At 62.9% G+C, this 22,644-nt stretch carries 23 protein-coding genes; 7 read left to right on the top strand and 16 right to left on the bottom strand.

Going from position 1 to position 22,644, the window contains the following annotated elements:
* Nucleotide 1 precedes the first annotated feature (1 nt).
* Nucleotides 2-1,465 (bottom strand): xanthine dehydrogenase small subunit, encoded by a 1,464-nt coding sequence (xdhA, locus tag RA24_RS21150; protein ID WP_039194194.1) that lies wholly within the window; start codon nucleotides 1,463-1,465, stop codon nucleotides 2-4.
* Nucleotides 1,466-1,672: 207 nt separating this feature from the next.
* Between xdhA and RA24_RS21145 the strand changes: the two genes are divergently transcribed.
* The gene (locus RA24_RS21145; protein WP_039152352.1) at nucleotides 1,673-2,590 is read left to right on the top strand and encodes a LysR family transcriptional regulator; all 918 of its coding nucleotides are present in this window, start codon (nucleotides 1,673-1,675) and stop codon (nucleotides 2,588-2,590) included.
* 58 nt (nucleotides 2,591-2,648) lie between these two features.
* On the opposite strand, the gene RA24_RS21140 is transcribed toward RA24_RS21145, so the two are convergent.
* Together RA24_RS21140 and RA24_RS21135 are read right to left on the bottom strand one after the other, a co-directional pair.
* The gene (locus RA24_RS21140) at nucleotides 2,649-2,852 is read right to left on the bottom strand and encodes a hypothetical protein (RefSeq protein WP_019294497.1); all 204 of its coding nucleotides are present in this window, start codon (nucleotides 2,850-2,852) and stop codon (nucleotides 2,649-2,651) included.
* Between the two features lie 317 nt (nucleotides 2,853-3,169).
* Nucleotides 3,170-4,429, bottom strand: coding sequence for a urate hydroxylase PuuD (locus RA24_RS21135; protein ID WP_039194191.1), 1,260 nt, complete (start codon nucleotides 4,427-4,429; stop codon nucleotides 3,170-3,172).
* Nucleotides 4,430-4,533: 104 nt separating this feature from the next.
* Between RA24_RS21135 and RA24_RS21130 the strand changes: the two genes are divergently transcribed.
* Complete coding sequence (locus RA24_RS21130; protein WP_039152356.1) at nucleotides 4,534-5,442, top strand: LysR family transcriptional regulator; 909 nt, start codon at nucleotides 4,534-4,536, stop codon at nucleotides 5,440-5,442.
* Nucleotides 5,443-5,521: 79 nt separating this feature from the next.
* On the opposite strand, the gene uraH is transcribed toward RA24_RS21130, so the two are convergent.
* A complete protein-coding gene (uraH, locus tag RA24_RS21125; protein ID WP_027233834.1) occupies nucleotides 5,522-5,878 on the bottom strand; it encodes a hydroxyisourate hydrolase in 357 nt (118 codons plus the stop codon).
* A gap of 149 nt (nucleotides 5,879-6,027) precedes the next feature.
* On the opposite strand from uraH, the gene puuE reads away from it, so the two are divergent.
* The 3 genes from puuE (at nucleotide 6,028) to RA24_RS21110 (ending at nucleotide 9,439) form a co-directional block, all read left to right on the top strand.
* Nucleotides 6,028-7,443, top strand: a complete 1,416-nt coding sequence (puuE, locus tag RA24_RS21120; protein WP_039194187.1) for an allantoinase PuuE — start codon at nucleotides 6,028-6,030, stop codon at nucleotides 7,441-7,443.
* The gene (locus tag RA24_RS21115; RefSeq protein ID WP_039194184.1) at nucleotides 7,440-7,931 is read left to right on the top strand and encodes an ureidoglycolate lyase; all 492 of its coding nucleotides are present in this window, start codon (nucleotides 7,440-7,442) and stop codon (nucleotides 7,929-7,931) included. The genes puuE and RA24_RS21115 overlap by 4 nt, the downstream gene beginning before the upstream one ends.
* A 71-nt stretch (nucleotides 7,932-8,002) precedes the next feature.
* The gene (locus RA24_RS21110) at nucleotides 8,003-9,439 is read left to right on the top strand and encodes a nucleobase:cation symporter-2 family protein (RefSeq protein WP_039194181.1); all 1,437 of its coding nucleotides are present in this window, start codon (nucleotides 8,003-8,005) and stop codon (nucleotides 9,437-9,439) included.
* Nucleotides 9,440-9,501: 62 nt separating this feature from the next.
* Here the strand turns inward: RA24_RS21110 and RA24_RS21105 are convergent, their stop codons facing one another.
* The 5 genes from RA24_RS21105 to bhcA form a co-directional block, all read right to left on the bottom strand.
* Nucleotides 9,502-10,014 (bottom strand): AmiS/UreI family transporter, encoded by a 513-nt coding sequence (locus RA24_RS21105; RefSeq protein WP_039194179.1) that lies wholly within the window; start codon nucleotides 10,012-10,014, stop codon nucleotides 9,502-9,504.
* Nucleotides 10,015-10,109: 95 nt separating this feature from the next.
* Complete coding sequence (gene bhcD / locus RA24_RS21100) at nucleotides 10,110-11,075, bottom strand: iminosuccinate reductase BhcD (protein WP_039194176.1); 966 nt, start codon at nucleotides 11,073-11,075, stop codon at nucleotides 10,110-10,112.
* 72 nt (nucleotides 11,076-11,147) lie between these two features.
* The gene (bhcC, locus tag RA24_RS21095; protein WP_039194173.1) at nucleotides 11,148-12,311 is read right to left on the bottom strand and encodes a 3-hydroxy-D-aspartate aldolase BhcC; all 1,164 of its coding nucleotides are present in this window, start codon (nucleotides 12,309-12,311) and stop codon (nucleotides 11,148-11,150) included.
* A 16-nt stretch (nucleotides 12,312-12,327) separates the two neighbouring features.
* Nucleotides 12,328-13,296: a beta-hydroxyaspartate dehydratase BhcB gene (gene bhcB, locus RA24_RS21090; protein ID WP_039172432.1), complete on the bottom strand. Its 969-nt coding sequence runs from the start codon at nucleotides 13,294-13,296 to the stop codon at nucleotides 12,328-12,330.
* The gene (gene bhcA / locus RA24_RS21085; protein ID WP_039194170.1) at nucleotides 13,296-14,486 is read right to left on the bottom strand and encodes an L-aspartate--glyoxylate aminotransferase BhcA; all 1,191 of its coding nucleotides are present in this window, start codon (nucleotides 14,484-14,486) and stop codon (nucleotides 13,296-13,298) included. Before bhcA ends, bhcB begins: the two co-directional genes overlap by 1 nt.
* Before the next feature lie 198 nt (nucleotides 14,487-14,684).
* Here bhcA and bhcR point away from each other — a divergent pair, with 198 nt between their 5' ends.
* Entirely contained in the window at nucleotides 14,685-15,500 is an 816-nt protein-coding gene (gene bhcR, locus RA24_RS21080; protein WP_019294506.1) for an HTH-type transcriptional regulator BhcR, read from the top strand.
* Between the two features lie 13 nt (nucleotides 15,501-15,513).
* On the opposite strand, the gene RA24_RS22130 is transcribed toward bhcR, so the two are convergent.
* Nucleotides 15,514-16,677, bottom strand: a complete 1,164-nt coding sequence (locus RA24_RS22130) for a glutathione S-transferase N-terminal domain-containing protein (protein WP_241480988.1) — start codon at nucleotides 16,675-16,677, stop codon at nucleotides 15,514-15,516.
* 210 nt (nucleotides 16,678-16,887) lie between these two features.
* Here RA24_RS22130 and RA24_RS21065 point away from each other — a divergent pair, with 210 nt between their 5' ends.
* Nucleotides 16,888-17,256 (top strand): winged helix-turn-helix transcriptional regulator, encoded by a 369-nt coding sequence (locus RA24_RS21065; RefSeq protein WP_019294504.1) that lies wholly within the window; start codon nucleotides 16,888-16,890, stop codon nucleotides 17,254-17,256.
* Between the two features lie 72 nt (nucleotides 17,257-17,328).
* Here the strand turns inward: RA24_RS21065 and RA24_RS21060 are convergent, their stop codons facing one another.
* The 6 genes from RA24_RS21060 to RA24_RS21035 form a co-directional block, all read right to left on the bottom strand.
* Nucleotides 17,329-18,159, bottom strand: coding sequence for a bifunctional allantoicase/(S)-ureidoglycine aminohydrolase (locus RA24_RS21060; RefSeq protein WP_019294503.1), 831 nt, complete (start codon nucleotides 18,157-18,159; stop codon nucleotides 17,329-17,331).
* A 125-nt stretch (nucleotides 18,160-18,284) separates the two neighbouring features.
* Entirely contained in the window at nucleotides 18,285-19,373 is a 1,089-nt protein-coding gene (gene modC, locus RA24_RS21055; protein ID WP_019294502.1) for a molybdenum ABC transporter ATP-binding protein, read from the bottom strand.
* The gene (gene modB, locus RA24_RS21050; protein WP_039194169.1) at nucleotides 19,373-20,077 is read right to left on the bottom strand and encodes a molybdate ABC transporter permease subunit; all 705 of its coding nucleotides are present in this window, start codon (nucleotides 20,075-20,077) and stop codon (nucleotides 19,373-19,375) included. Before modB ends, modC begins: the two co-directional genes overlap by 1 nt.
* Nucleotides 20,074-20,877: a molybdate ABC transporter substrate-binding protein gene (gene modA, locus RA24_RS21045; protein ID WP_039194166.1), complete on the bottom strand. Its 804-nt coding sequence runs from the start codon at nucleotides 20,875-20,877 to the stop codon at nucleotides 20,074-20,076. Before modA ends, modB begins: the two co-directional genes overlap by 4 nt.
* 105 nt (nucleotides 20,878-20,982) lie before the next feature.
* The gene (locus RA24_RS21040; protein ID WP_019294499.1) at nucleotides 20,983-21,552 is read right to left on the bottom strand and encodes a chemotaxis protein CheD; all 570 of its coding nucleotides are present in this window, start codon (nucleotides 21,550-21,552) and stop codon (nucleotides 20,983-20,985) included.
* 24 nt (nucleotides 21,553-21,576) lie between these two features.
* A complete protein-coding gene (locus RA24_RS21035; RefSeq protein ID WP_052254223.1) occupies nucleotides 21,577-22,521 on the bottom strand; it encodes a CheB methylesterase domain-containing protein in 945 nt (314 codons plus the stop codon).
* Nucleotides 22,522-22,644: the final 123 nt, after the last annotated feature.

The raw sequence follows: 22,644 nt of genomic DNA, 5'->3' as shown, positions 1-22,644 counted from the left end.
CTCAGGCGACGGCCAGCCGGACAGCACCGGCGGTTCCCGCATCATGTTCCAGGTAGAAGCGGCGCAGCAGGTTGCTGGCCGTAAGCGCGCGGTACTCGGCAGAGGCGCGCCAGTCGCTGAGCGGGGTGAAGTCCTGCTTCACCGCTTCCGCTGCCGCGTCAAACGCGGCCTCGCCCCAGGGCTGGCCAACCAGTGCGGCCTCGGCCCCGGCGGCGCGCTTGGGCGTTGCCGCCATACCGCCGAATGCGATCCGCGCAGAGGTGATCGTGCCGTCCTTCACGGTGACGCTGACCCCGGCGGCAACCGAGGAGATATCCTCGTCCCGGCGCTTGGAGATCTTGTAGGCGGCATCAATCTGCCCTGCCGCCGGGCGCGGAATGCGGATCGAGGCCACGAAATCGCCCGGCTCACGGTCCTGCTTGCCGTAGTCGATAAAGAACTCTTCCAGCGGCAGCGTGCGGGAACCGCCTTTCTTCTGCAGCGTCACCTCGGCGCCCAGCGAGATCAGCACCGGCGGAGTGTCCCCGATGGGCGAGCCGTTGGCGATATTGCCGCCGATGGTGCCCATGTTGCGCACCTGCCAGCCGGCGATGCGGTCCCAGTAGGCGCTCAGATGCGGGAAGGCATCGCGGATCGCCGCCTCGCTCTCGGTATAGGTGACGCCGGCACCGATGGTTAGTGCTTCATCCGTCAGCTCAACCGCCTTCAGCTCCTCCAGGTGGGCAACAAACACCACCGGCGAGATCGGCTTCATGAACTTGGTGACCCACAGGCCCACATCTGTGGAGCCGGCCACGATGGTCGCCTTGGGGTTCTCTGCCAGCACCTCTGCCAGATCCGCCGCGTCCAGCGGCAGGATGGCACGGTCGTCCTCGGGGCCGGTCACGACGCGGGCCGCAGTCTGGATTTCCTTCAGCTTGGCGGTCAGCGCGTCGCGTTCGGTGGTCAGGTAATCATTGGCCAGGGTGCCGTACTGGTTCACCGCAAGTGCGGCCTTCACGATCGGCTCATAGCCGGTGCAGCGGCACAGGTTGCCCTGCACGGCGGTTTCCACCTCAGCCTCGTTCGGCTGCGGGTTTTCCATCCACAGCGCATAAAGCGACATCACGAAGCCGGGGGTGCAGAAGCCGCACTGGCTGCCGTGGTATTCGACCATCGCCTGCTGCACCGGGTGCAGACGGCCGTTCGGGCCGGACAAATGCTCCACCGTCACAACGTGGCAACCATTGAGCGACGCCAGGAAACGGATGCAGGCGTTCACCGCCTCATAACGCAGGGCGCCATTATGCAGACGGCCCACCAGCACGGTGCAGGCGCCGCAGTCGCCCTCGGCGCAGCCTTCCTTGGTGCCGGTCAGGCGCTGCTCCAGCCTCAGGAAATCCAGCAGAGTGGTGGTCGCCTTCACGTCCTCCAGCACAATGTCCTTGCCGTTCAGAAGAAAGCGTATGCCGGTTTGATGTGCCATGGGGCCTCCCGAATGTCTCTTGGGCCGAGCTGGCCCGCTTATGTCATTTTTACCTTGTCTGACTGCCTCGGTTAACGGCTGCAATCGCGAAAGGCTTTCAACACTCTGTTGAAAATGGTTAGGCTAATAGGTGCCGGAACCGGTGCGTTTGCCGACCTCTGCTCATCAGGGCAAGCGGGAAACGCGCCCCGTAAAGGTCTGTGAACCATGTCTTATCTGGAATCCCTGCGGGTCTTTACCCGAGTCGTCGAACTGGGCAGCATCACCTCTGGCGGGCGGGATCTGCGGCTGACTCCCGCCGTGGCCAGCAAGCGGATCAAGGAGCTTGAAAAGCACCTTGGCGTGCGGCTGTTCAACCGTACCACGAGATCGCTGACCCCGACAGAGGCCGGGCAGTTGTTTTATACCGAAGCCAAGAAGGTGCTCGAATCGATTGAGGACGCCGAGGCGGTGGTCTCGCAGTTTTCCGCCGCGCCGCGCGGGGTGATCCGGGTGACCGCGCCGCTGGGCGTTGGCCGCCGCATCATCGCGCCGCTGGTGCCGGGGTTTGTCGAGGAGTATCCGGCCACCGAAATCCGCATGCGGATGTCGGACCGCAAGGTCGATATTCTGGCCGACGGGCTGGATGTGGCTTTCTTTATCGGCACCCCGCATGATTCCACCCTGAAGATGCGCAAGATCGCCGATTGCGCCCGGGTGCTATGTGCGGCGCCGGAGTATCTGGAGCGCCACGGCACCCCGCAGGTGCCGGAGGATCTGCTGAGTGGTCACAATTGCCTGCTGCTGCGTTATCCGCGCTCACCTGAATATTACTGGACGCTGACCACGCCTGAGGGGCCGCGCAAGCTGGAGGTTTCGGGAAAATACGACGCCGATGACAGCGACGTGCTGACCAATTGGGCGCTGGACGGGCGCGGCATCGTTAACAAGCCGCGCTTTGACGTGGCTGCGCATTTGAAGAGCGGCGCGCTGGTCGAGGTGCTGCCGGACACCCCGCCTGAGGCGACCATTTTCGGCTGTCTCTATCCGCACCGGAAACTGCAGGACCCCAAGATCCGCCTGTTTGTGGACTATGCGGTAAAACAGGGCCTCGCCGCTTTCCGTCGCAGCGAAGCGGGCGGCTAGAGGCAAAGGAAAAGGCGGGCACCGCTTGCCCGCCTTTTGAATGACCAGGGTTCTCGCCTTAGCAGCGGTGCGGATTTTCCTGGCAGTAGAGCAGGTTTGCCGCGGCCCCGACAGCCGCCCCTGTCACCGGATTGCCGTCCAGAACGGCGGCGCCGGCCGCGCCGGCACCGGCGCCGTAGACCAGCCGCTCGCCGGTGGTGTCGCCACAGGCGGCCAAAACGGTGCAGAGTGCAAATCCGATTGCGATGGGTTTCCTAAGCATCGTGTTTCCTCCTTCAACGTCCACTCCCCCCGGCAGTGTTGCCGCATTTCCGGGCGGCCACCCCCGGCTGGTGCCGCCCAAGCGAAGGGTGCCCGCAACGGAGTGGCGCTGTGGCTGAACAGGCCGGAAGCCCCGGAGATCCGGCGCAGTTGGGCAAACCCTATGCCGAGGTAACGCGCAGCTTGGGCAATTGGTTCCCGGGTTTTTGCTGCATTGGCGGTGCACAGGGGGTGTACAGGGGGTGCATGCAGGGTGCCGGACAAAAAATGGCCCCGCCACAGGGGCGGAGCCATCCGGTTTGAAAGTGTCTGACAGCGTCAGTTCGCGGCCAGTGTCAGCGGCAGATCCTTGGAGGCGCTGCCATACCAGCGGCGGATCAGGGTGCGCTCCTCGTCCTCCATGAAGGTGACGTTGGCGGGCGGCATCGCATGGGTGGCACCGGCCTGGAGGTAGATATCCTTGGCGTATTTCGCCACATCCGCCGGGGTCTCCAGCAGCACGTTCTTGGGCGCGCGGCGGATGCCGTCATAGTAGGGCTCCCGCGCGTGGCACATGGCGCAGCGGCCCGGCACCACATTCATCACGTCCTCGAAATGCTGATTGCTGGCAAACACTTGCTCGGATTTGGTCAGCTCCCGAGCCTCGGATTCCTCGTAGGTGTCCTGCTGCAGCGGCGCCTGGCTCAGGATCATGATGCCGATGAACAGGATGGCGGTCACCGGCCAGGTCCAGGTCGGGTTGCTGGTGCCCGCGTGGTTGCTGTTGAAGTAGTGGCGGATGGTCACGCCCATCAGGAACACCAGCGCCGCGATCAGCCAGTTGTACTCGGTGGCAAAGGCCAGCGGGTAGTGGTTCGACAGCATCAGGAACACCACCGGCAGCGTCAGATAGTTGTTATGGGTCGAACGCAGCTTGGCGATCTTGCCGTATTTGGCGTCCGGCGTGCGGCCTTCCTGCAGGTCCTTCACCACGATGCGCTGGTTCGGCATGATGATGAAAAAGACGTTTGCAGTCATGATGGTAGCCGTAAAGGCGCCCAGGTGCAGCATCACCGCGCGGCCGGTGAAGATCTGGTTGTAGCCCCAGCCCATGGCGACCAGCAGCACGAATAGCAGCACCATCAGGAAGGTCGGTTTTTCCCCCAGAGGCGATTTGCACAGGAAGTCATAGACGATCCAGCCGATGGTCAGCGATGCGCCGGAAATCAGGATGCCCTGCCACAGGGCCAGGTCGGCCTTGGCGGAGTCGATCAGGTACAGCTCCCCGCCCGCCCAGTAGACGATCATCAACAGGCCCGCGCCCGACAGCCAGGTGGCGTAGCTTTCCCATTTGAACCAGATCAGGTGGTCCGGCATGTTCTCCGGTGCCACCAGATACTTCTGGATGTGATAAAAACCGCCGCCGTGGACCTGCCATTCCTCGCCGTGCGCGCCGACCGGCAGATGCGGAACCTTCCGCAGGCCAAGGTCCAGCGCGACGAAGTAGAAGGACGATCCGATCCAGGCAATGGCGGTGATGACATGAAGCCAGCGGACCGCAAAGCCCAGCCAGTCCCACATGATCACGAGCTCTTCCATTGTTCTCTCCTCATAAGCTTTGACCCGAGACTAGAGCATGGCGTTATTTTCATGTATTAGGTAAAAAATCCAAGCTGTTTCAAAATAACACAAAGAATACGTGAATGGCCTATCTCGACAATATCCGCACCTTTGTCCGCGTCTATGAACTTGGCAACATGTCTGCCGCCGCACGTGACATGCGGATCTCAGCGGCGGTGGCGTCGTCGCGGATTTCGCAGCTGGAGGATCACCTGAATGTGCGGTTGTTCCAGCGCACCACCCGGCTGCTCAATCCGACCGAACAGGGCAACTTGTTCTATCACGGCGCGGTCAAGATTCTGGAAGCGGTGGATGAGGCTGAGGCTGACATCAGCAGCGTCACCCAAACCCCGCGCGGTACCTTGTATGTGGCCGCACCGCTGGGGCTGGGGCAGCGGCTGATTGCGCCGGCGGTGCCGAAGTTCAAGGAAGCTTATCCGCTGATCTCGATCCGGCTGCGGCTGTCGGACCGCAAGCTGGACTTGGCGGCAGAGGGGCTGGATGCGGCGTTTTTCCTGGGCGTGCCGGAGGATTCAAACCTGCGCATCCGCAAGATCGCCGATTGCCCGCGGGTTCTGTGCGCGGCGCCAGAGTACATCAGGCAGCGCGGCCAGCCGAAGAACAGCGATGAGCTGAAGACGGAGGCGCATGACTGCCTGAACCTGCGCTATCCCGGTGCGCCGGAGTTCCAATGGCCGCTGCGCAGTCAGGACGGGGTCAAGCGGGTGACGGTCACCGGGCCGTTTGAATCGGATCACGGCGATGTGCTGACCAACTGGGCGCTGGACGGGCATGGGATCATCCTAAAACCGGTGTTCGAGATTTCAGAACACCTGGCCTCCGGCAGGCTGGTGCCGGTGCTGGCAGAGGAGCCGCCGATTCCGATCCAGATGGCGTGCCTCTATGTTCACCGCCGCCACCAGGACCCCAAGGTGCGGCTGTTCATGGATTTCATGGTGGACCACATTCAGGCGTCCCTCCCCTCAGAATGAAAAAGCCCGCCCCAGTTGCCTGGGACGGGAACCGCCGGCAGATGCCAAGCGGGAGGAGAGGTATCTTGGGGCGTGCGGCTCAGCTGCCGCGGTAGGTGGAGTAGCCGTAGGGCGACAGCAAGAGCGGCACGTGGTAGTGGCTGTCAGCCTCGCTCATCCCGAAGCGCAGCGGCACTTCGTCCAGGAACAGCGGGTCGGCGCCGGCCTGGCCGGTGGCGCGCAGATAGCCGCCGGCGTGGAACACCAGTTCATAGGTGCCGGTGGCAAATTCGCCTGCAGGCAGGATCTGCTCATCTGTGCGCCCGTCATCATTGGTGGTCAGGCTGCGCAGGTGAATGCGCTCTTTGCCTTCGATCCGGTAGAGATCGATCTTCAGCCCTTCCGCCGGGCAGCCGCGGGCGGTGTCCAGCACATGGGTGGTCAGAAATCCGGCCATGCCAGCCTCCTTTCAATTCCGTTTCCCTAGGTATGCGCGCATCAGGCCAATGCATACAGAAGGAAGAGTCAAAAAGTTCTTTCAAAAATATACTGAAAGCCGAAGCGGATTATCTGTTCTATACATAATAAAAAGACAGGAGACCTGACGTGACGCGCTATCCCCGTGACTTGCGCGGATACGGTGCTGCCGCACCTGACCCGCAGTGGCCCAATGGGGCCAAAGCCGCCGTGCAATTTGTTCTGAACTATGAAGAAGGCGGCGAGAACTGCATCCTGCATGGGGATGCGGCCTCTGAGGCGTTCTTGTCCGACATTCCCGGTGCCGCGCAATGGCCCGGCCAGCGCCACTGGAACATGGAGTCGATCTATGAATACGGGTCGCGCGCCGGCTTCTGGCGGCTGCACCGGCTGTTCACCGGCGCGGGCATTCCGCTGACCATCTATGGCGTTGCCACTGCCCTTGCCCGCTCGCCGGAGCAGGTGCAGGCGATGAAGGACGCGGACTGGGAGATCGCCAGCCACGGCCTGAAATGGGTCGAGCACAAGGACATGGCCGAGGATGAGGAGCGCGCCGCCATTGCCGAAGCCGTGCGCCTGCACACGGAGGTCACCGGCACCCGCCCGCGCGGCTGGTACACCGGACGCTGCAGTGCCAACACGGTGCGCCTGGTGGCCGAGGAAGGCGGATTTGACTACATCTCCGACACTTACGACGACGACCTGCCCTATTGGCTGGAGACCGGCGGCCATGATCAACTGATCATTCCCTACACGCTGGAAGCCAACGATATGCGGTTTTCCAATTCGCCGGGCTGGATCACGGGCGAGCATTTCTTCCAGTATCTGAAGGATGCCTTTGACGTGATCTATGCCGAGGGCGAGGCGGGTGCTGCGAAGATGATGACCATCGGCCTGCACTGCCGTCTGGTGGGCCGTCCGGGCAAGATCGCGGGGCTCAAGCGGTTCATCGACTATATCCAGGGCTTCGAGGGTGTCTGGTGCCCGCGCCGCATCGACATTGCTGAGCATTGGGCAGAAACCCACCCGCCGGTGAAGCGCGAGCGCCCCAGCCAAATGGAGCGCGAGGCGTTTGTCGCCAAGTTCGGCTCGATCTTCGAGCATTCGCCCTGGATCGCCGACCGTGCCTTTGATCTGGAGCTGGGGCCCGCGCATGACTGCGCGGCCGGTGTCCACAATGCGTTGTGCCGGATTTTCCGCACCGCCAGTGAGGATGAGCGCCTGGGCGTGCTGACCGCGCACCCTGATCTGGCGGGCAAGCTGGCCGCCGCTGGCCGTCTGACAGCCGAAAGCACCTCGGAACAATCGAGTGCTGGTCTCGACATGCTGACCGATGAGGAGCGCGATACCTTTACCCGGCTCAACATCGAATATGTGGAGAAGCACGGCTTCCCCTTCATCATCGCGGTGCGGGATCACAATAAGGCGTCGATCATGGAGGCCTTCCACCGCCGTATCCATAACGACCGGGCCACCGAGTTCGACGAGGCCTGCCGCCAGGTCGAGCGCATCGCCCAGTTCCGGCTGCAGGACCTGCTGCCGTGAGCGGGCGGCTGACAGCGAAGCCGCTGACCGCAGCGGCTTTTGCACCCTATGGCGACGTGATCGAGGTTGCGGGCGCGCCGGACAAGATCATCAATCAGGGCATGTGCGGGCGTCACCACGACCGCGCAGCCCTGGATTTCGGCCCGGACGGACGGGCAGGTATCAGCCTGTTTGATGCCAAGGCCCGCCATCTGCCGCACAAAGTGGACATGGTGGAGCGCCATCCGGAGGGCAGCCAGGCCTTTGTGCCAGTGAGCGGCGTTCCTATGCTGGTTGTAGTCGCGGACGACGATGGCGGTGTGCCGGTCAACCTGCAGGCCTTCATCAGCCAGCCGAGCCAATCCATCAATCTGCACCGCGGCACTTGGCACGGGGTGCTCGCCCCGCTGGGAGCACCCGGCCAATATATCGTTGTCGACCGGATCGGTACCTCCCCCAATCTCGAAGAACACTGGTTCAAGGAGCCTTTTACCGTGGTCGCAGACTGACCGCACACCTTCAAGCCGCCAACAAAAACAAGAAGCGGCAAGATCCCCATGACCGACAGGAGATTCCAATCATGGCTGACACTTCCATCGGGACGCCAGCACAGCTGCGCGACCCCAATTACACACCGCCCTTGCACAAGGCGGTGCCGCTGGGCATCCAGCATGTGCTGGCGATGTTCGTTTCAAACGTGACACCCGCCATCATCGTGGCCGGCGCCGCCGGTTTCGGCTTCGGCTCCAATTCGCCCGATTTCCCCGAACTGCTCTATCTGATCCAGATGTCGATGCTGTTTGCCGGCATCGCCACCCTGCTGCAGACCATCACCGTGGGCCCCATCGGCTCGGCGCTGCCGATTGTGCAGGGCACCTCATTCGCCTTCCTGCCAATCATGATCCCGCTGGTTGCGGGCAAGGGTGTCGACGGGCTGGCCGCGCTGTTCACCGGTGTCATTGTTGGAGGCATTTTCCACGGGCTGCTCGGTACGGTGATCGGCAAGATCCGCTTTGCCTTGCCGCCGCTGGTTACCGGACTGGTGGTCACCATGATCGGGCTGGCGCTGGTGAAGGTCGGCATCCAGTACGCCGCGGGCGGTGTTCCGGCCATCGGCACGCCGGAGTACGGTTCCTTGCTGAACTGGTCGGCGGCGCTGGTAGTGATTTTCGTCACCCTCGGCCTCAAGTTCTTCACCAAGGGGATGCTTTCGGTCTCCGCCGTGCTGCTGGGCCTGATCGTCGGCTACATCTATGCGCTGATGACGGGAATGCTGACGTTTGAAGCCGTTTCCGGCTCTTGGGAGCGGGCCGCAGCCTTTGCCCTGCCGCAGCCGTTCAAATACGGCTTCGAGTTCTCGGCTGCGGCGATCATCGGCTTCTGCCTGATGAGCTTTGTTTCCGCGGTTGAGACCGTCGGTGACGTTTCCGGCGTGACCAAGGGCGGCGCGGGCCGCGAGGCCACCGAGGAGGAGATCGCAGGTGCGACCTATGCCGATGGTGTGGGTACAGCTGTGGCGGGATTCTTCGGCGCCTTCCCCAACACGTCGTTTTCCCAGAACGTCGGCCTGATCGCGATGACCGGGGTGATGAGCCGCCACGTGGTGACCTGCGGGGCCATCTTCCTGATCGTGTGCGGGCTGATCCCCAAGGTGGGCGCGGTGATCCGCACGGTGCCGATCGAGGTGCTGGGCGGCGGTGTGATCGTGATGTTCGGCATGGTGGTTGCGGCAGGCGTTTCGATGCTGTCGGACGTGGACTGGAACCGCCGCAACATGGTGATCTTTGCGATCTCCCTGTCCATCGGCCTGGGTCTGCAGCTGGAACCAGGCGCGCTGCAGCACATGCCGGACACCGCACGCATCCTGCTGACCAGCGGTCTGCTGCCTGCAGCGCTGATTGCCATCGTGCTGAACCTGGTGCTGCCGCAGGAACTGGCGGGGGAGGCCACCGAGGAAGTCTCCGGCGGGATGAGCGGCCACGGCCGCGGGTCGCTGCCGCATGAGGATCACGCCTGAAGCAGGCACAAACGTTGAAGTAACAAGAGGAGCCGGCCCGCAATGGGCCGGTTCTTTTCGTTTCAGCCAGCCAGCCCGTGCAGCACTGCCAACCCCGGCAGCCAGCCGGTGAAGATCCCGCACAGTAGCGTTGCAATGGCGGTCAGCCGGGGGCTGCCGCGATTGAGCGCGAGGTTCAGGAAATACAGGAACCACAGCCCGGACCAGGCGGCCCAGCAACCTGCCAGCCAGACATCGAACAGCCCGTCCACCTGCGTCAGCACCCGAAGCACCATCGGCGCCGCGGTCAGCGCGACAAAGCCGCTGAACCAGCCCAGCCCCTCGCCGCTGGAGGCGAAGATGCGGTTGTAGGCCACCCACAGATAGGTGGTGCCGAACAGCAGCGTCATGCCCGCATCCAGCAGGTCCGCAGGTTGCTGCGCTGCCAGCGCGATCAGCAGAACGATGGCAAAGAACACCAGTGATGCAACCGCGTTGATCAGGATGATCTCGCGGTCCTGAATACGGCCCATCTGCCAGATGCCGTTCAAACACAGCACCACGCCGACCACCAGCAGGCTCAATCCCAGAAACATTTTTTCAGTCCCCCAAAAGAAAACAGGAGAGAGGTACACCTCTCTCCTGCCGTTCCGCTATGCGGATATTTGCAGAATGTGTTTCTGGCCGGGGCTTAGAAATCGACCTCGATGGCGATGCCCTTTTCAACCGCCACTTCCACAACAGAGGCCGCAACGGCCAGATCCTGCAGGCCGACTCCGGTGCCGTCGAACAGGGTGATCTGATCGTCCGAGGTGCGGCCCGGATTGGTGCCGTTGATGACCGCGCCGATCTGGGCAACATCAGACTCCTGGATCAGGCCCTGCGCCACCGCGTGCTGCGCCTCGCCGATAGTGATGGATTGCGCCACTTCGTCGGTGAACACGGATGCCTTGACCAGAAGTTCGGCCTCGACCTCCTGCTTGCCCTTGGTGTCGGTGCCCATGCAGGCGACATGGGTGCCGGGGCTGACGTGATCTGCCATCAGGGACGGTGCAAAGGCCGAGGTGATGGAGATGATCACATCCGCCTCTGTCATGCCGGGGAGGTCCACTGCTTCAAACGGTAGGCCTGCTTCCGCGGCGACCTTTTCGATGTTGGGCAGCATTTCCGGGTGGTAGTTCCAGCCGATAACCTTCTCGAACTGGCGCTGCTCCAGGGCGGCGCGCAGTTGGAAGGTGGCCTGGTGGCCGGCGCCGATCATGCCGATCACCTTGGCGTCCTGGCGGGCCAGATGCTTGATCGACACTGAGGATGCCGCTGCGGTGCGCAGCGCAGTCAAGAGGTTGCCGCCCACCATCGCCTTCACCTTGCCGGTGTCCGGGTCGAACAGGAAGACGGTGGACTGGTGGTTGATCAGCCCGCGCTTTTCCAGGTTGTTCGGCCAGTAGCCGCCGGCCTTGAGGCCCAGCGTCAGGCCCGCGCGGTCAAAGCCGCCCTTGAAGCCGTAGAGCGCGTCCTCGTGGCCGATTGCCTCGCGCACCACGGGGAAGTTGTAGGCATCGCCTGCGGCCATCGCGGCAAAGACCTTCTCGACCGCATCGAACGAGGCTTCGCGGGTCACAAGATCCGCAATCGCCTTTTCCGGAACGATATACATGTCTGTTTCTCCTCAACAAAAAAGCCGGCGGAGGGCGGCATGCGCACCTCCGCCAGTTCGGGGATCGTTTGCTTAGTAGGCCTTGCCGCGGGCCGAGACGGGCCAGACGGTTTCGACCTTGCCGTTCCGGACACCGACGTACCAGTCATGCACGTTGGCGGTGGGGTCGCAGTGGCCGGGCACCAGGCGCAGCTTGTCGCCCACTTTCAGCGCACCGTTCGGGTCGGAGACCACACCGTGCTCGTCTGAGCATTTGATGTATTCCACGTCGTCGCGGCCGAAGATGAAGGGCAGGCCACTGTCCACGGACTGCGCCTTGAGGCCCGCGTCCACGATGGCCTTGTCGGCCTTGGCGTGGCTCATCACCTGGGTGTAGAGGAAGAAGGCGTTTTCCCACTCGCCCTGGTCGATCCGGTTGCCGTCCTTGTCCAGGATACGGCCATAGTCCGCGTCCATGAAGGCGTAGGAGCCGCACTGCAGTTCGTTGTACACGCCGGAGTTCGACTCGAAGTAGTAGGAGCCGGTGCCGCCGCCGGAGACCAGCTCGCACTCGATGCCTTCGGCCTTCAGGCCCTCAACCGCATCGGCAACCTGCGCGATGGCGATGTCCAGCTTGGCTTTGCGGTCCTGGTAGCTGTCCATGTGCTGCATCGCGCCCTGATAGGCTTGGATGCCAGAGAACTTGAGGTTCTCTGCAGCGTTCACTGCTTTGGCGATCTCAACCACAGCTTCGGTGGTGGTCACGCCGCAGCGGCCTGCGCCGCAGTCGATCTCGACGAACACTTCAAGCTCGGTGCCGTGCTTTTGCGCTGCTGCCGACAGGTCCGCCACGTTGTCCAGATCGTCAACGCAGACGATGGTGCGGGCGCCCAGCTCGGGCAGGCGGGCCAGGCGGTCGATTTTCTGCGGGTCGCGCACCTGGTTGGAGACCAGCACGTCCTTGATGCCGCCACGGGCAAAGACCTCGGCCTCGGACACCTTCTGGCAGCAGACGCCAACCGCGCCGCCCAAGGTCTCCTGCAGCTTGGCCACATCCACCGACTTGTGCATCTTGCCGTGCACCCGGTGGCGCATGCCATGCGCCTTGGCATAGTCGCCCATCTTCTTGATGTTGCGCTCCAGCGCGTCCAGGTCGAGGACCAGCGCCGGGGTCTGGATGTCAGCCTCGTCCATGCCCGGGATCGCCGGGACGTCATAGCCGACTTCAAGTTCTTCGAATTTGGTCTGTGCGTTCATTTCTCTATTCCCCAGTTTAGCTGTTCATCCAGGGCAGCTTGTCGAGGTCGACATTGCCGCCGGTGACGATCAGGCCCACGCGTTTGCCCGCGAAGGCGTCTTTGTTTTTCAGAATGGTGGCGAGCGGCACCGCGGAGGACGGCTCCATCACGATGCGCAGGTGCTTCCAGATCAGTTTCATTGCGTCGATGATCTCCGCATCGGATGCGGTGTAGATCTCGCTGACGTGGTTGCTGACGAAATGCCAGGTCAGGTCTTTCAGCGGAACCAGCAGCCCGTCGGCGATGGTCTTGGGCGCATCATCGGCGATGATGTAGCCCGCTTTGAAGCTGCGGTAGGCGTCATCGGCCTGCTCCGGCTCCGCCGCGATCACCTGGGTTTCCGGCGCCAGCGTCGACAGCGTCAGGCAGGTGCCCGAAATCATGCCGCCGCCGCCGATCGGGGCCACAACCATGTCGAGACCGTCGGTCTGCTCCACAAACTCCTTGGCACAGGTGCCCTGCCCCGCAATCACGCGCGGGTCGTTGTAAGGATGCACGAAGTCGCCGCCGGTCTCGGCCTGCACCTTGGCAAAGGTCTCCTCGCGCGAGCTGGTCGAAGGCTCGCATTCGGTGATCTTGCCGCCATAGCGGCGCACGGTGTCCTTCTTGGCCTGCGGCGCGGTGCGCGGCATGACCACGTTGCACGGGATGCCGCGCAGCATTGCCGCATAAGACAGGCAGGAGGCATGGTTGCCCGAGGAGTGCGTGGCGACGCCCTTGGCGGCCTGCGCCTCATCCAGCCCGAACACCGCGTTGGTGGCGCCGCGCACCTTGAAGGCGCCCGGCTCCTGGAAGTTCTCGCACTTGAAGAACAGCTCGGCCCCGGTCAGTTCATTCAGATAAGCAGAGGTGCGCACCGGGGTGCGGCGGATATGGGGCTGGATGCGAACGTGCGCAGCCAGCATGTCCTCATAGGTCGGGATATACATCGCGGTATCCTTCATCAGGCGGCAGCCTTGGTGCTGGAGGCGGTGTTGCCGCGGTAGTAGTCCTGCGCCGCTGCCACGCCGGAGCCCAGCTGGATGTTGAGGCCGAGGTCGGCCATAACCATTTCGGCGGTGGCAATGCCGGACAGAGCCATCACATCGGTCAGGCTGCCCAAGTGGCCGATGCGGAACACCTTGCCCGCGACTTCGCCCAGGCCGGTGCCAAAGGCGACGCCGTATTTCTCGGCCGCCAGGCTCACGAACTTGTTGGCGTCAAAGCCGTCCGGCGTGCGGATGGCGCTGACGCTGTCGGAGTAGACATCCGGCGACACGGCGCACAGCTCCAGCCCCCAGGCGCGGACCGCGGCGCGGACGCCCTCGGCAATCCGGTGGTGGCGGGCAAAGACATTCTCCAGCCCTTCATCCAGCAGCATACCACAAGCCATGTTCAGACCGTTCAGAAGGCCGACAGAAGGCGTGTAAGGATAGGCGCTGTTGGCATAGCCGTTGGCCATGTCCTTGATATCAAAGAAGGTGCGCGGCAGGGTCGCGGTCTCGGCAGCTTTCATGGCCTTGGGCGAGAAGCCAACGATGGCCAGGCCCGGCGGCAGCATGAAACCCTTTTGCGAGCCGGTGACGGCAATATCGACGCCCCATTCGTCCATCCGGAAGTCCATCGAGGCGATGGAGGAAACGCCATCGACAAACAGCAGCGCCGGGTGGCCTGCGGCGTCCAGCGCGCGGCGGACGGCGGCGATGTCGGATTTGACGCCAGTTGCGGTCTCGTTATGGGTCGCCAGAACCGCCTTGATCTGGTGGGAAGTGTCAGCGGTCAGGATTTCCTCATACCGGTCCGCGGGCAGGCCCTCGCCCCAGGGGGTTTCAACAACCTGGACGTCCAGACCGTGACGCTGGCACATGTCGATCCAGCGGTGGCTGAACATGCCGTTGCGCGCCGCCAGGATCTTGTCGCCCGAATTCAGCGTGTTGGTGATCGCGGTTTCCCAGCCGCCGGTGCCGGTCGACGGGAAGACGAAGATCTCGGCGGATTCGCTTTTCAGAACCTTCTTCACACCGGCCAGTGCCGGGTGCAGGATCTGGCCGAACAGCGGCGAGCGGTGGTCCAGCGTCGGCATGTCCACTGCCTTGCGCAGTGCTTCGGGCATATTGGTCGGACCGGGAATGAAAACTGGGTTTTGAAAGCTCATGTCGTGCCCTCCTGTGGCGATTTCCTCCAATGTAAGGGGCAGCTGCCCGCAGGGATATTTTTTTGAAAAAAGATTTCAAAAATGGGAGAAACGAGTTATTTATCCATATTTTCAATGAGTTTAGTTTTTTCACTGTACAGAAGGTATTTTCAGTTTTATCGATAAGCAGCTGCTTGAATTGCCAAGAAAGACCTGAAAATGTCCCAGCCGCCGCGCCGCAAGGGCCGCCCCAAAAGCTTTGATTCCGCCAGTCAGCCGGCCACGATCCAATCGCTGGACCGGGCGCTGGATGTGCTGGACGCGCTAGCTGGCGCCAGTGGCATGACGCTGACGGAGCTTTCCTCCGCGCTCGATCAGTCGGCGGCCACGATGTACCGGGTGCTGGCAACGCTGGAGGCGCGCCGGATTGTCGAGATGGAGCCGCAGTCGCAGACCTGGCACATCGGCGCGATGGCGTTCCGTCTCGGCTCCGCCTTCCTGCGCCGCTCCAGTGTGATCGAACGGGCGCGGCCGGTGATGCGGGAGCTGATGGAGGCTACCGGCGAGACCTCTAACCTCGGCATCGAACGCGGCGGCGATGTGATGTTCGTGAGCCAGGTGGAAACCCATGAATCGATCCGGGCTTTCTTTCCGCCTGGAACCACTTCTCCCATGCATGCTTCCGGCATCGGCAAGGCGCTGCTCAGCTGTTTCGGTGAGGATCAGCTGGCCCGTTTCCTGCGCGGGCGCACGCTGGAGCGGTTTACGGAGAAAACCCTGACCTCGGCAGAGACTTTGCGCGCAGACCTGGCGCAAATCCGCAACCGCGGCTGGTCATTCGACGATGAGGAAAAGGCGCCGGGCATGCGTTGCGTCGCGGCGCCCGTTTTTGGCATGCAGGGCGAGGTCCTGGCTGGAATTTCGATCTCCGGCCCCACCGCACGGATGCCGGACGGCGGCATCTATGGCATCGGCACCCTGGTCAAGGACGCCGCGCAGAAACTGTCGCAAGGAATGGGGGCGCCGGCCGCCTGACGCCCCCCTGCGCCTAGTGCTGCAATTCCTCCGCGGTGCGGTGCGGCCTGCCCTGACCGGTGTCGAGATAGGCCTTCAGGCTGGAAGCGAAGAAATGGTCCCAGCCAGCCTCGCATACATCATAGCAGAGCAGGCTGGGCCTGAGGCCTTCATGCTCAAACCGGATGCGGCAGCCCTGCGGATCCGGAGAAATCCGCCAAATAGCGCGCGTGCCGAGCCATTCGGTTTCGATTTCGCTGGGCTGCCCTTCGTGCAGATGCAGCGCCTCGACGCATTCGAGCTCGACAAGTTCGCCGGGAACAAGGCGCTTGGCCTCAAAGATCCAGAAGGAGCGTCCCGGAGGGAAGGTGAATTTGGCGCGGTCGCCGGGCTGCAGAATGGGATTATCCGGCTCCGTCCACCAGCCTCCGAACCCCTGCGTCAGGGCGTGGAAAGCCTGATCTGGCGTGGCGGCGGCGGAAATGCTGCGCTTATAGTTCCGCGCGGCAGGGCTGCTGGTCTGCTCGTTCCAGTGCGGCGGTAGGGTTTCGGCCATGCCGGGCAGCACGCTCATCCGGTCCTTCCAGTCCGCCAGACGGGGGTAGAGATCCGGAGGGAAGCCGAACCCGAGCTTCTCCATCACCTCGTGTCGGGTTTCGGCGGCCCTTTGGATCAGGCGGACTTCCGGAAATACTACTGCGTCAGCGGCGCTGGGGGCATACCCGGCCAGAAACGGCCTGCTGTCCAGAAGCCCTTCCAGCCAGCGGCACTCTCTGTGCAGGGCCTCTGACGTGGTCTTCAGCGCTGTTTCTTCAGGACTGCCGGGGGCCGGAGAGATACGCTGAACCAGCACAGGCGCCAGCACATCATGGCAGGCATCTCGCAGATAGCCGCTGGCCTCCATCGTGATCTGCCAGATTTCTGCGGCTTCTTCCGGGGTTGCGCCAAACAGCGGACGCTTCGGAAAGGCCCTGTCGAGCCAGGCAAGAGCCGCGATGGAATCCCGTATGACGCAGCCGCCTGCTTCCAGCACCGGGACCGTGCCGCGCGGATTGAGCGAAAGGAAGGGTTCCTTCTTGTGCTCGCCGTCTGACGCTGACAGCACCTTCTGCTCCCAGCTCAGCCCCTTGAGTGCCAGGCCCGCGAGAACACGCCAGGCGCGGGGTGCGCCGCTGATTGTGTGAATAGTGAGTGTCATTTTGTGCCTCCTTCAGGTGTCTCTGAGGAGGATAGCGTCTGCTAATTAATTGAAAAGTAGGCAGAAATTTCTTACTTAGTCAGGGAAACGATACTATTGCCCGGCTGCTTCCAATAACAAGTACCGGCTGAATAGCATCCTCAACTCTGATTTTCTGCGAAACTCCTCAAATTCATGTTAGTATGATTTTTGTACCATGGAGGATTTGCAATGAATGCCGAGCCGCCGAAAAATTTCCAGACGACGCAATCTGGCGGGGCATTTGGCAAGCGCTGTCCGATGCCGGACATCGCACAGCTCATTGGCGGCAAGTGGAAGCTGATCATCCTTCAAGTGCTGATTTTTCAGGGAACCAAACGGTTTGGCGAGCTGAGGCGTGACGTTGAAGGCATCACCCAGACCATGCTCACCAGCCAGCTGAGGGCGCTGGAGAAAGACGGCCTTGTCAGCCGGGAGATCTTTCCCGAGGTTCCGCCGAGGGTGGAGTATACGGCAACCGCCAAGGCGATGGCGCTAACGGATATGTTCCATGCAATGCATAAATGGTGGGTGCTTCATAACAGCGAACAGGCCAGCTGACCTGAGAGTCAGCCAGCCTGAGTATGAGCAGCCCGATGCCGGAAAACGGCTTGTGTTCCCCTGACCTGCCCGTCAGCGCAGCGGCGCCAGCGGCATGTGACGGTTCACGTCCTTGTAGAGCAGGTAGCGGAACTTGCCCGGGCCGCCTGCATAACAGGCTTGCGGGCAGAAGGCGCGCAGCCACATGTAATCGCCGGCCTCGACCTCGACCCAGTCCTGGTTCAGCCGGTAGACCGCCTTGCCCTCCAGTACATAGAGGCCATGCTCCATCACATGGGTCTCGGCAAAGGGGATCACCGCGCCGGGCTCGAAGGTGACGATGGTCACATGCATGTCGTGGCGCAGGTCGTTGGGGTCCACGAAACGGGTGGTCGCCCACTTGCCCTCGGTTTCCGGCATCGGGGTCGGGTCGACGTGTTTGTCGCTGGTGACAAAGGCCTCAGGCGCGTCCAGCCCTGCAACCGGCTGATAAGCCTTGCGGATCCAGTGGAAGCGGACCGGTGCGTCACCGTTATTGCGCAGGCTCCAGACCGCTTGCGGCGGCAGGAAGGCATAGCCGCCCTCCTCCATTTCATGCGCGGATCCGTCGATGGTCAGGGTCATTGATCCTTGCACCACGAACAGCACCGCCTCGGTGCCTGCTTCCGTTTCCGGACGGTCGCTGCCGCCGCCGGGCTGCACCTCGGCGATATACTGCGAGAAGGTCTCGGCAAAACCCGACAGGGGCCGCGACAGCACCCAGAAGCGCGCCTTGTCCCAGAACGGCAGGAGGCTGGCCACGATATCGCTCATGGTGCCCTTGGGGATCACCGCATAAGCCTCGGTGAACATGGCGCGGTCGGTCAGCAGCTGGGTCTGCGGCGGCAGCCCGCCTTCCGGAGCGTAATAGGATCGTTTGGTCATCGGCTGCCTTTCCTGCTGAAGTGCTGCTCCATTGATACCCGCCTGTCCGGCGCAACCGAACTTATTTCCGTATCAAGAATACCTGAAGGATTGTCTTGGTATTTTTGAAGACGTGACTGGCGGCCCTATCCACCGCCGCCGCCGATATCTTCCGGCGCAATGGAGACGGTTTTGACCACTGCATGGCATTCTGCGCCAGGCTCCAATCCCAGGGCCTGGGCGGAGCGTCGGGTGACACGGGCCAGAACCCGGCCCGCCGGCGTGGTCAGCGAGACCATAGCGCCGGGCCCGCCGCCGGTGCGGACATGTTCCACAGTGCCCGGCAGGATGTTAAGCGCCGACAGCCCTTCGGGGCGCTGGCGCGACAGGATCACCTCATGCGCCGAAACCCGCACCCGGACCATGCTGCCGGGCGCCCTGGCGATCTGCGGCAGGTACAGCGGCACGCCGCCTGCATCCAGCTCTGTCAGCCCGTCGCCGTGATGCCGCGCCACCCGTGCCTGCAGCAATGCGCCTGCCGCGCGGACGCCTGCGGGCATAACCGCGGGATCACCCAGAACCTCTGCCGCGGAGCCTTGCCGCTGAACCTGGCCGTCCTGCAGCACAACCACGGTGGTCGCCAGCCGGGCGACTTCAGCCGCCGAATGGCTGACGTAGAGCATCGGAATGCCGATCTCGTCCCTCAGCCGCTCGAAATAGGGCAGGATCTCTGCCTTGCGGGCCTCATCCAGAGCCGACAGCGGTTCATCCGCCAGGATCATCCGCGGCGCGGATAGCAGCGCCCGGCCAATGGCAACGCGCTGCTTTTCGCCGCCTGACAAATGTCCGGGCCGGCGCTGCAGAAGCGGGCCGATGCCCAAGAGCTCCACCACCCGGTCCAGGTTTTCTCGCTTTGCATTCCGGGGCGCGAACCATTGGCCGAAAGCCAGGTTCTGGCGCACCGTCAGATGCGGGAACAGCCGCCCCTCTTGAAAGACACAGCCCATCCGGCGCTTGTGCGGCGGCAGCCATTGCCCCCGGCTGGTGTCGCACAGCACCTCGCCCTGCAGCGCCACCCGGCCCTGATCCGGCCGCAGCAGCCCGGCCACCGCCTGGATCACCGTCGTTTTGCCGGTGCCGGAGCGGCCAAACAGCACGGTGACCCCTGGCGGCGCCTCAAACTGCACGTCCAACCCGAACCCTGGCAGCGCATGTTGCAGCGAAACGGTCAGCATCAGCGCCCCCCGGCCCGGTCAGCCGCCCGGCGCGCCAGCAGTTCCGACAGCAGCAGCGCGGTCAAGGCGATTGCAATCGACACCAGGGTCAGCCGCAGCGCCGCGGTCTCGCCGCCGGGCACCTGCAGGAAGGTATAGATCGCCGAAGGCAGCGTCTGGGTCTGTCCGGGAATGCTGGAGACAAAGGTGATGGTGGCGCCGAATTCGCCCATGGCCTTGGCAAAGCCCAGCACCGCGCCGGCAATCAGCCCGGGCAGGATCATCGGCAGGGTGATGGTAGCAAAACACATGATGCGCGATGCGCCCAGGGTGGCGGCGGCCTGTTCCAGCTTGGGGTCCACCGCCTCCACCGACAGGCGGATGGCCCGCACCATCAGGGGAAAGGCCATGATGGCCGCGGCCAGCGCTGCCCCGGTCCAGCGGAAGGCAAAGACGATGCCGATCTGCTGCAATGCGCCGCCAACCGGTCCTTTTGTGCCGAACAGCATGAGCAGCAAGTAGCCGGTGACCACCGGAGGCAGGATCAGCGGCAGGTGCACCAGGCTGTTGACGATCTGCTTACCTGGAAACTGCCAGCGTGCCAGCGCGTAGGCGGTGAAGACCGCCGGCGGAAGTGCCGCCAGCGTTGCCCAGATCGAGACCTGAAGCGACAGCATCACCGCTTGCCATTCCTCGGGACCCAGCCATGCAGATTCAGCGCTCACTCTTGGGGTTCTCCAAAACCGCGATGCAGAAAGATGCTCCGGGCCGCGGGGCCGTTAAGAAAATCCAGAAACGCCTTTGCCTCAGCCATATTGCCGCCGGTGACGACAGCAGCCGGGTAGATGACCGGAGGATGGCTGTCTGCCGGAAAGGCTGCAATCACCGTGACTCCATCTTCCGCTTTGGCATCGGTGGCATAGACAACTCCCATTGACGCCTCGCCGGAGGCAACCAGCGCCAGCGCGGCGCGCACATTGGCGGTCTGAGCCACCTTGGGAGCAAGCTCATTCCATTGCCCCAGTGCCATCAGCGCTGCCTTGCCGTAGATGCCTGCAGGCACCGCATCCACCAGCGCCATGGCCAGGCGGCTTTCGCCAAGCCGGCCTGCCAGATCCGCGGCCTCTAAGTCCAGCGGCAGAGCACCTGGTCCATGCGCGATCAAAACCAGACTGTTCGCAAGCAAGTCCAGACGTGAGGTTTCGTCGATCAGGCCTTCTTGCTGCAGTACGTCCATCCAACCGGGGTTGGCTGAGATGAACAGGTCTGCCGGTGCGCCCAGCTGGATCTGCCGGGCCAGGGCTGGAGAGCCTGCATATGAGAGTGTTAGTTTTTGACCGGTGCTGTCCCGGTAGGATGCCGCTGCCTCATCCAGCGCGGTTTTGGTGCTGGCGGCCGCAAACACGGTGACTTCGGCCTGCAGTTGCCCGGCCATGCCGGAGATCAGCGCCCCTGCTGCAACAAGGCTCCGCCAGAAAACCGGCGAAGCCAATGAATTCAAGAATGAAGCCAGGTATGCGCTCATGACCCCTAAGGGACTACCTGTGCCGGCCGGTGCGGGCAAACGGTATTTCACGCACTGTGCTCAGCGGCCTTGCAGGCCAGGCGGCGTGCCGAAGGTGGCGGCCGGTCAGAACAGATCCACCACGCCAGCGCCAGCGCCTGCCGCTGCCGGTGCAGGGACCGGAGCCGGACGTGCGGCGGCGCGCTGTTCCAGTTCGCCGAGTTTGCGGTCGTCCTTGACATGTGTCTGCTGGGCTGCGCCGGAACAGGCGTGGAACCGTACCCGGCGTGCCGAAGTGCCTCCGACGCTGGAAGAAATCACGGGAATGCCCTCATCGCGCAGGAACCGCTGCACGAAATCGGCATTTGCAGCCCCGATATCCGACAGGTTTGCCGACATCTTGGCGCCGCCGAACACCTTGGCCTTCAGGTTGGAACGGCTGGCACCTTTCTTGAGGATGCCGTTGATCAGCAGCTCCATTGCGTGGATGCCGTAGCGGGCGTTGGCCGCACCGCCCTGGCGGGCGTTGGCGAGCAGGAAATGATTCATCCCGCCCACACCATTTTCCGGATCGTAAATGCAGGCCGCGATGCATGAGCCAAGGACCGTGGAGAACATGATCTTCTGATCCGTGCTCACCCGGTATTCCCCCTGCAGAACCGTAACGGATTTCGAATTGGCGAAAACAGTAGTCAAAGTCAGGTCCTTCCTGCGGTTCGATCAGACCTTGCTGGCCTGTAGTAGTGTATTGGCCATCCGGGCCAGAGGCACCTGCTGCTGGGCAGCCCCCATTTCCCAGGCCACCCGTGGCATGCCGTAGACCACTGAGGATTTCTCATCCTGGGCAAAAGTCTTGGCGCCGGCCTTGCGCAGTTCCAGGAGCCCCCTGGCCCCATCCTGGCCCATGCCGGTCAGGATGGTGGCTACAACGTCCTTTCCATATGGCACGGCAGAGGTGAACAGAGCGTCAACAGAGGGTGTGTGGCCGGAAATATCGGGGCCTTCCTTCATCCGCAGGCGCAGCGGCTTGCGGCTGGTGATCCCCATGTGGCGGCGCTGGCCTGCGGCGATGTAAACATGGCCCGGCTCCAGCGTGGTGCCGTCTTCTGCCGGGCGCACCCGGGCAGGGCAGATGCGGTCCAGCAGTGACACCAGCCCGGAGCCGAAATTCTTGCCGGTGTGCTGCACAATCAGGGTCGGAGGGCAGTCGAAGGGGAAGCCGACCAGCACGCTGCGCAGCGCCTCCACGCCACCCGTTGAGGATCCGATCAGGATAAGTTTCTTGCTGCCGCCAGCAGCAGCGGCCGGCCGGGCGGCCGAGGCACCTGCGGCAGCCCGGGGGCTGCGGCGCGGCGCGTTGAGCATCATGTCGAAATACTGCGCAAACTGGCTTGGGTGGTCTGATTTGGTCAGCTCGAAGATACCGGCGCCGACATCAAGCAGCGGTGAGGACTTGCGGGCCGGCGTGGCGCCCTGGGTGTCCATCACGGAGACCCAGCGGGTGTCCATGGCGGAAAACAGCGCCATCATCATCTCAAACTCAGGCAGCTTGGTGAACCCGTCCTCAACGAAGGCAAACACCGGCTGTGCGGCCTCCGCCTGATTGTAAGCCATCATCAGGTTGTTGGCCAAAAGCACTTTCATGCCGGGATAGGCGGACTCCATATAGCCCTGCAACGTGCGGGCAAAGTTACGGTCCGTGGTAATGATCAATAAGTTACGCGAAGACAATGGGTTCCCCAGTCAAGTTGCAGTGCCCTAAGAATTGCAGGCACAGGTTGCCATAGT

The organism is Leisingera sp. ANG-M6 (assembly GCF_000813905.1).
Taxonomy (GTDB): Bacteria; Pseudomonadota; Alphaproteobacteria; order Rhodobacterales; family Rhodobacteraceae; genus Leisingera.
Note: the sequence above shows the minus strand (reverse complement) of the source record. Positions and strands in the feature narration are given on the sequence as shown.

Coding starts and splice junctions, on each gene's coding strand:
- xdhA (WP_039194194.1), bottom strand. CDS start 1,465: ATGGCACATCAAACCGGCATACGCTTTCTTCTGAACGGCAAGGACATT.
- RA24_RS21145 (WP_039152352.1), top strand. CDS start 1,673: ATGTCTTATCTGGAATCCCTGCGGGTCTTTACCCGAGTCGTCGAACTG.
- RA24_RS21140 (WP_019294497.1), bottom strand. CDS start 2,852: ATGCTTAGGAAACCCATCGCAATCGGATTTGCACTCTGCACCGTTTTG.
- RA24_RS21135 (WP_039194191.1), bottom strand. CDS start 4,429: ATGGAAGAGCTCGTGATCATGTGGGACTGGCTGGGCTTTGCGGTCCGC.
- RA24_RS21130 (WP_039152356.1), top strand. CDS start 4,534: ATGGCCTATCTCGACAATATCCGCACCTTTGTCCGCGTCTATGAACTT.
- uraH (WP_027233834.1), bottom strand. CDS start 5,878: ATGGCCGGATTTCTGACCACCCATGTGCTGGACACCGCCCGCGGCTGC.
- RA24_RS21110 (WP_039194181.1), top strand. CDS start 8,003: ATGGCTGACACTTCCATCGGGACGCCAGCACAGCTGCGCGACCCCAAT.
- RA24_RS21105 (WP_039194179.1), bottom strand. CDS start 10,014: ATGTTTCTGGGATTGAGCCTGCTGGTGGTCGGCGTGGTGCTGTGTTTG.
- bhcD (WP_039194176.1), bottom strand. CDS start 11,075: ATGTATATCGTTCCGGAAAAGGCGATTGCGGATCTTGTGACCCGCGAA.
- bhcC (WP_039194173.1), bottom strand. CDS start 12,311: ATGAACGCACAGACCAAATTCGAAGAACTTGAAGTCGGCTATGACGTC.
- bhcB (WP_039172432.1), bottom strand. CDS start 13,296: ATGAAGGATACCGCGATGTATATCCCGACCTATGAGGACATGCTGGCT.
- bhcA (WP_039194170.1), bottom strand. CDS start 14,486: ATGAGCTTTCAAAACCCAGTTTTCATTCCCGGTCCGACCAATATGCCC.
- bhcR (WP_019294506.1), top strand. CDS start 14,685: ATGTCCCAGCCGCCGCGCCGCAAGGGCCGCCCCAAAAGCTTTGATTCC.
- RA24_RS22130 (WP_241480988.1), bottom strand. CDS start 16,677: ATGACACTCACTATTCACACAATCAGCGGCGCACCCCGCGCCTGGCGT.
- RA24_RS21065 (WP_019294504.1), top strand. CDS start 16,888: ATGAATGCCGAGCCGCCGAAAAATTTCCAGACGACGCAATCTGGCGGG.
- RA24_RS21060 (WP_019294503.1), bottom strand. CDS start 18,159: ATGACCAAACGATCCTATTACGCTCCGGAAGGCGGGCTGCCGCCGCAG.
- modC (WP_019294502.1), bottom strand. CDS start 19,373: ATGCTGACCGTTTCGCTGCAACATGCGCTGCCAGGGTTCGGGTTGGAC.
- modA (WP_039194166.1), bottom strand. CDS start 20,877: ATGAGCGCATACCTGGCTTCATTCTTGAATTCATTGGCTTCGCCGGTT.
- RA24_RS21035 (WP_052254223.1), bottom strand. CDS start 22,521: ATGGAGTCCGCCTATCCCGGCATGAAAGTGCTTTTGGCCAACAACCTG.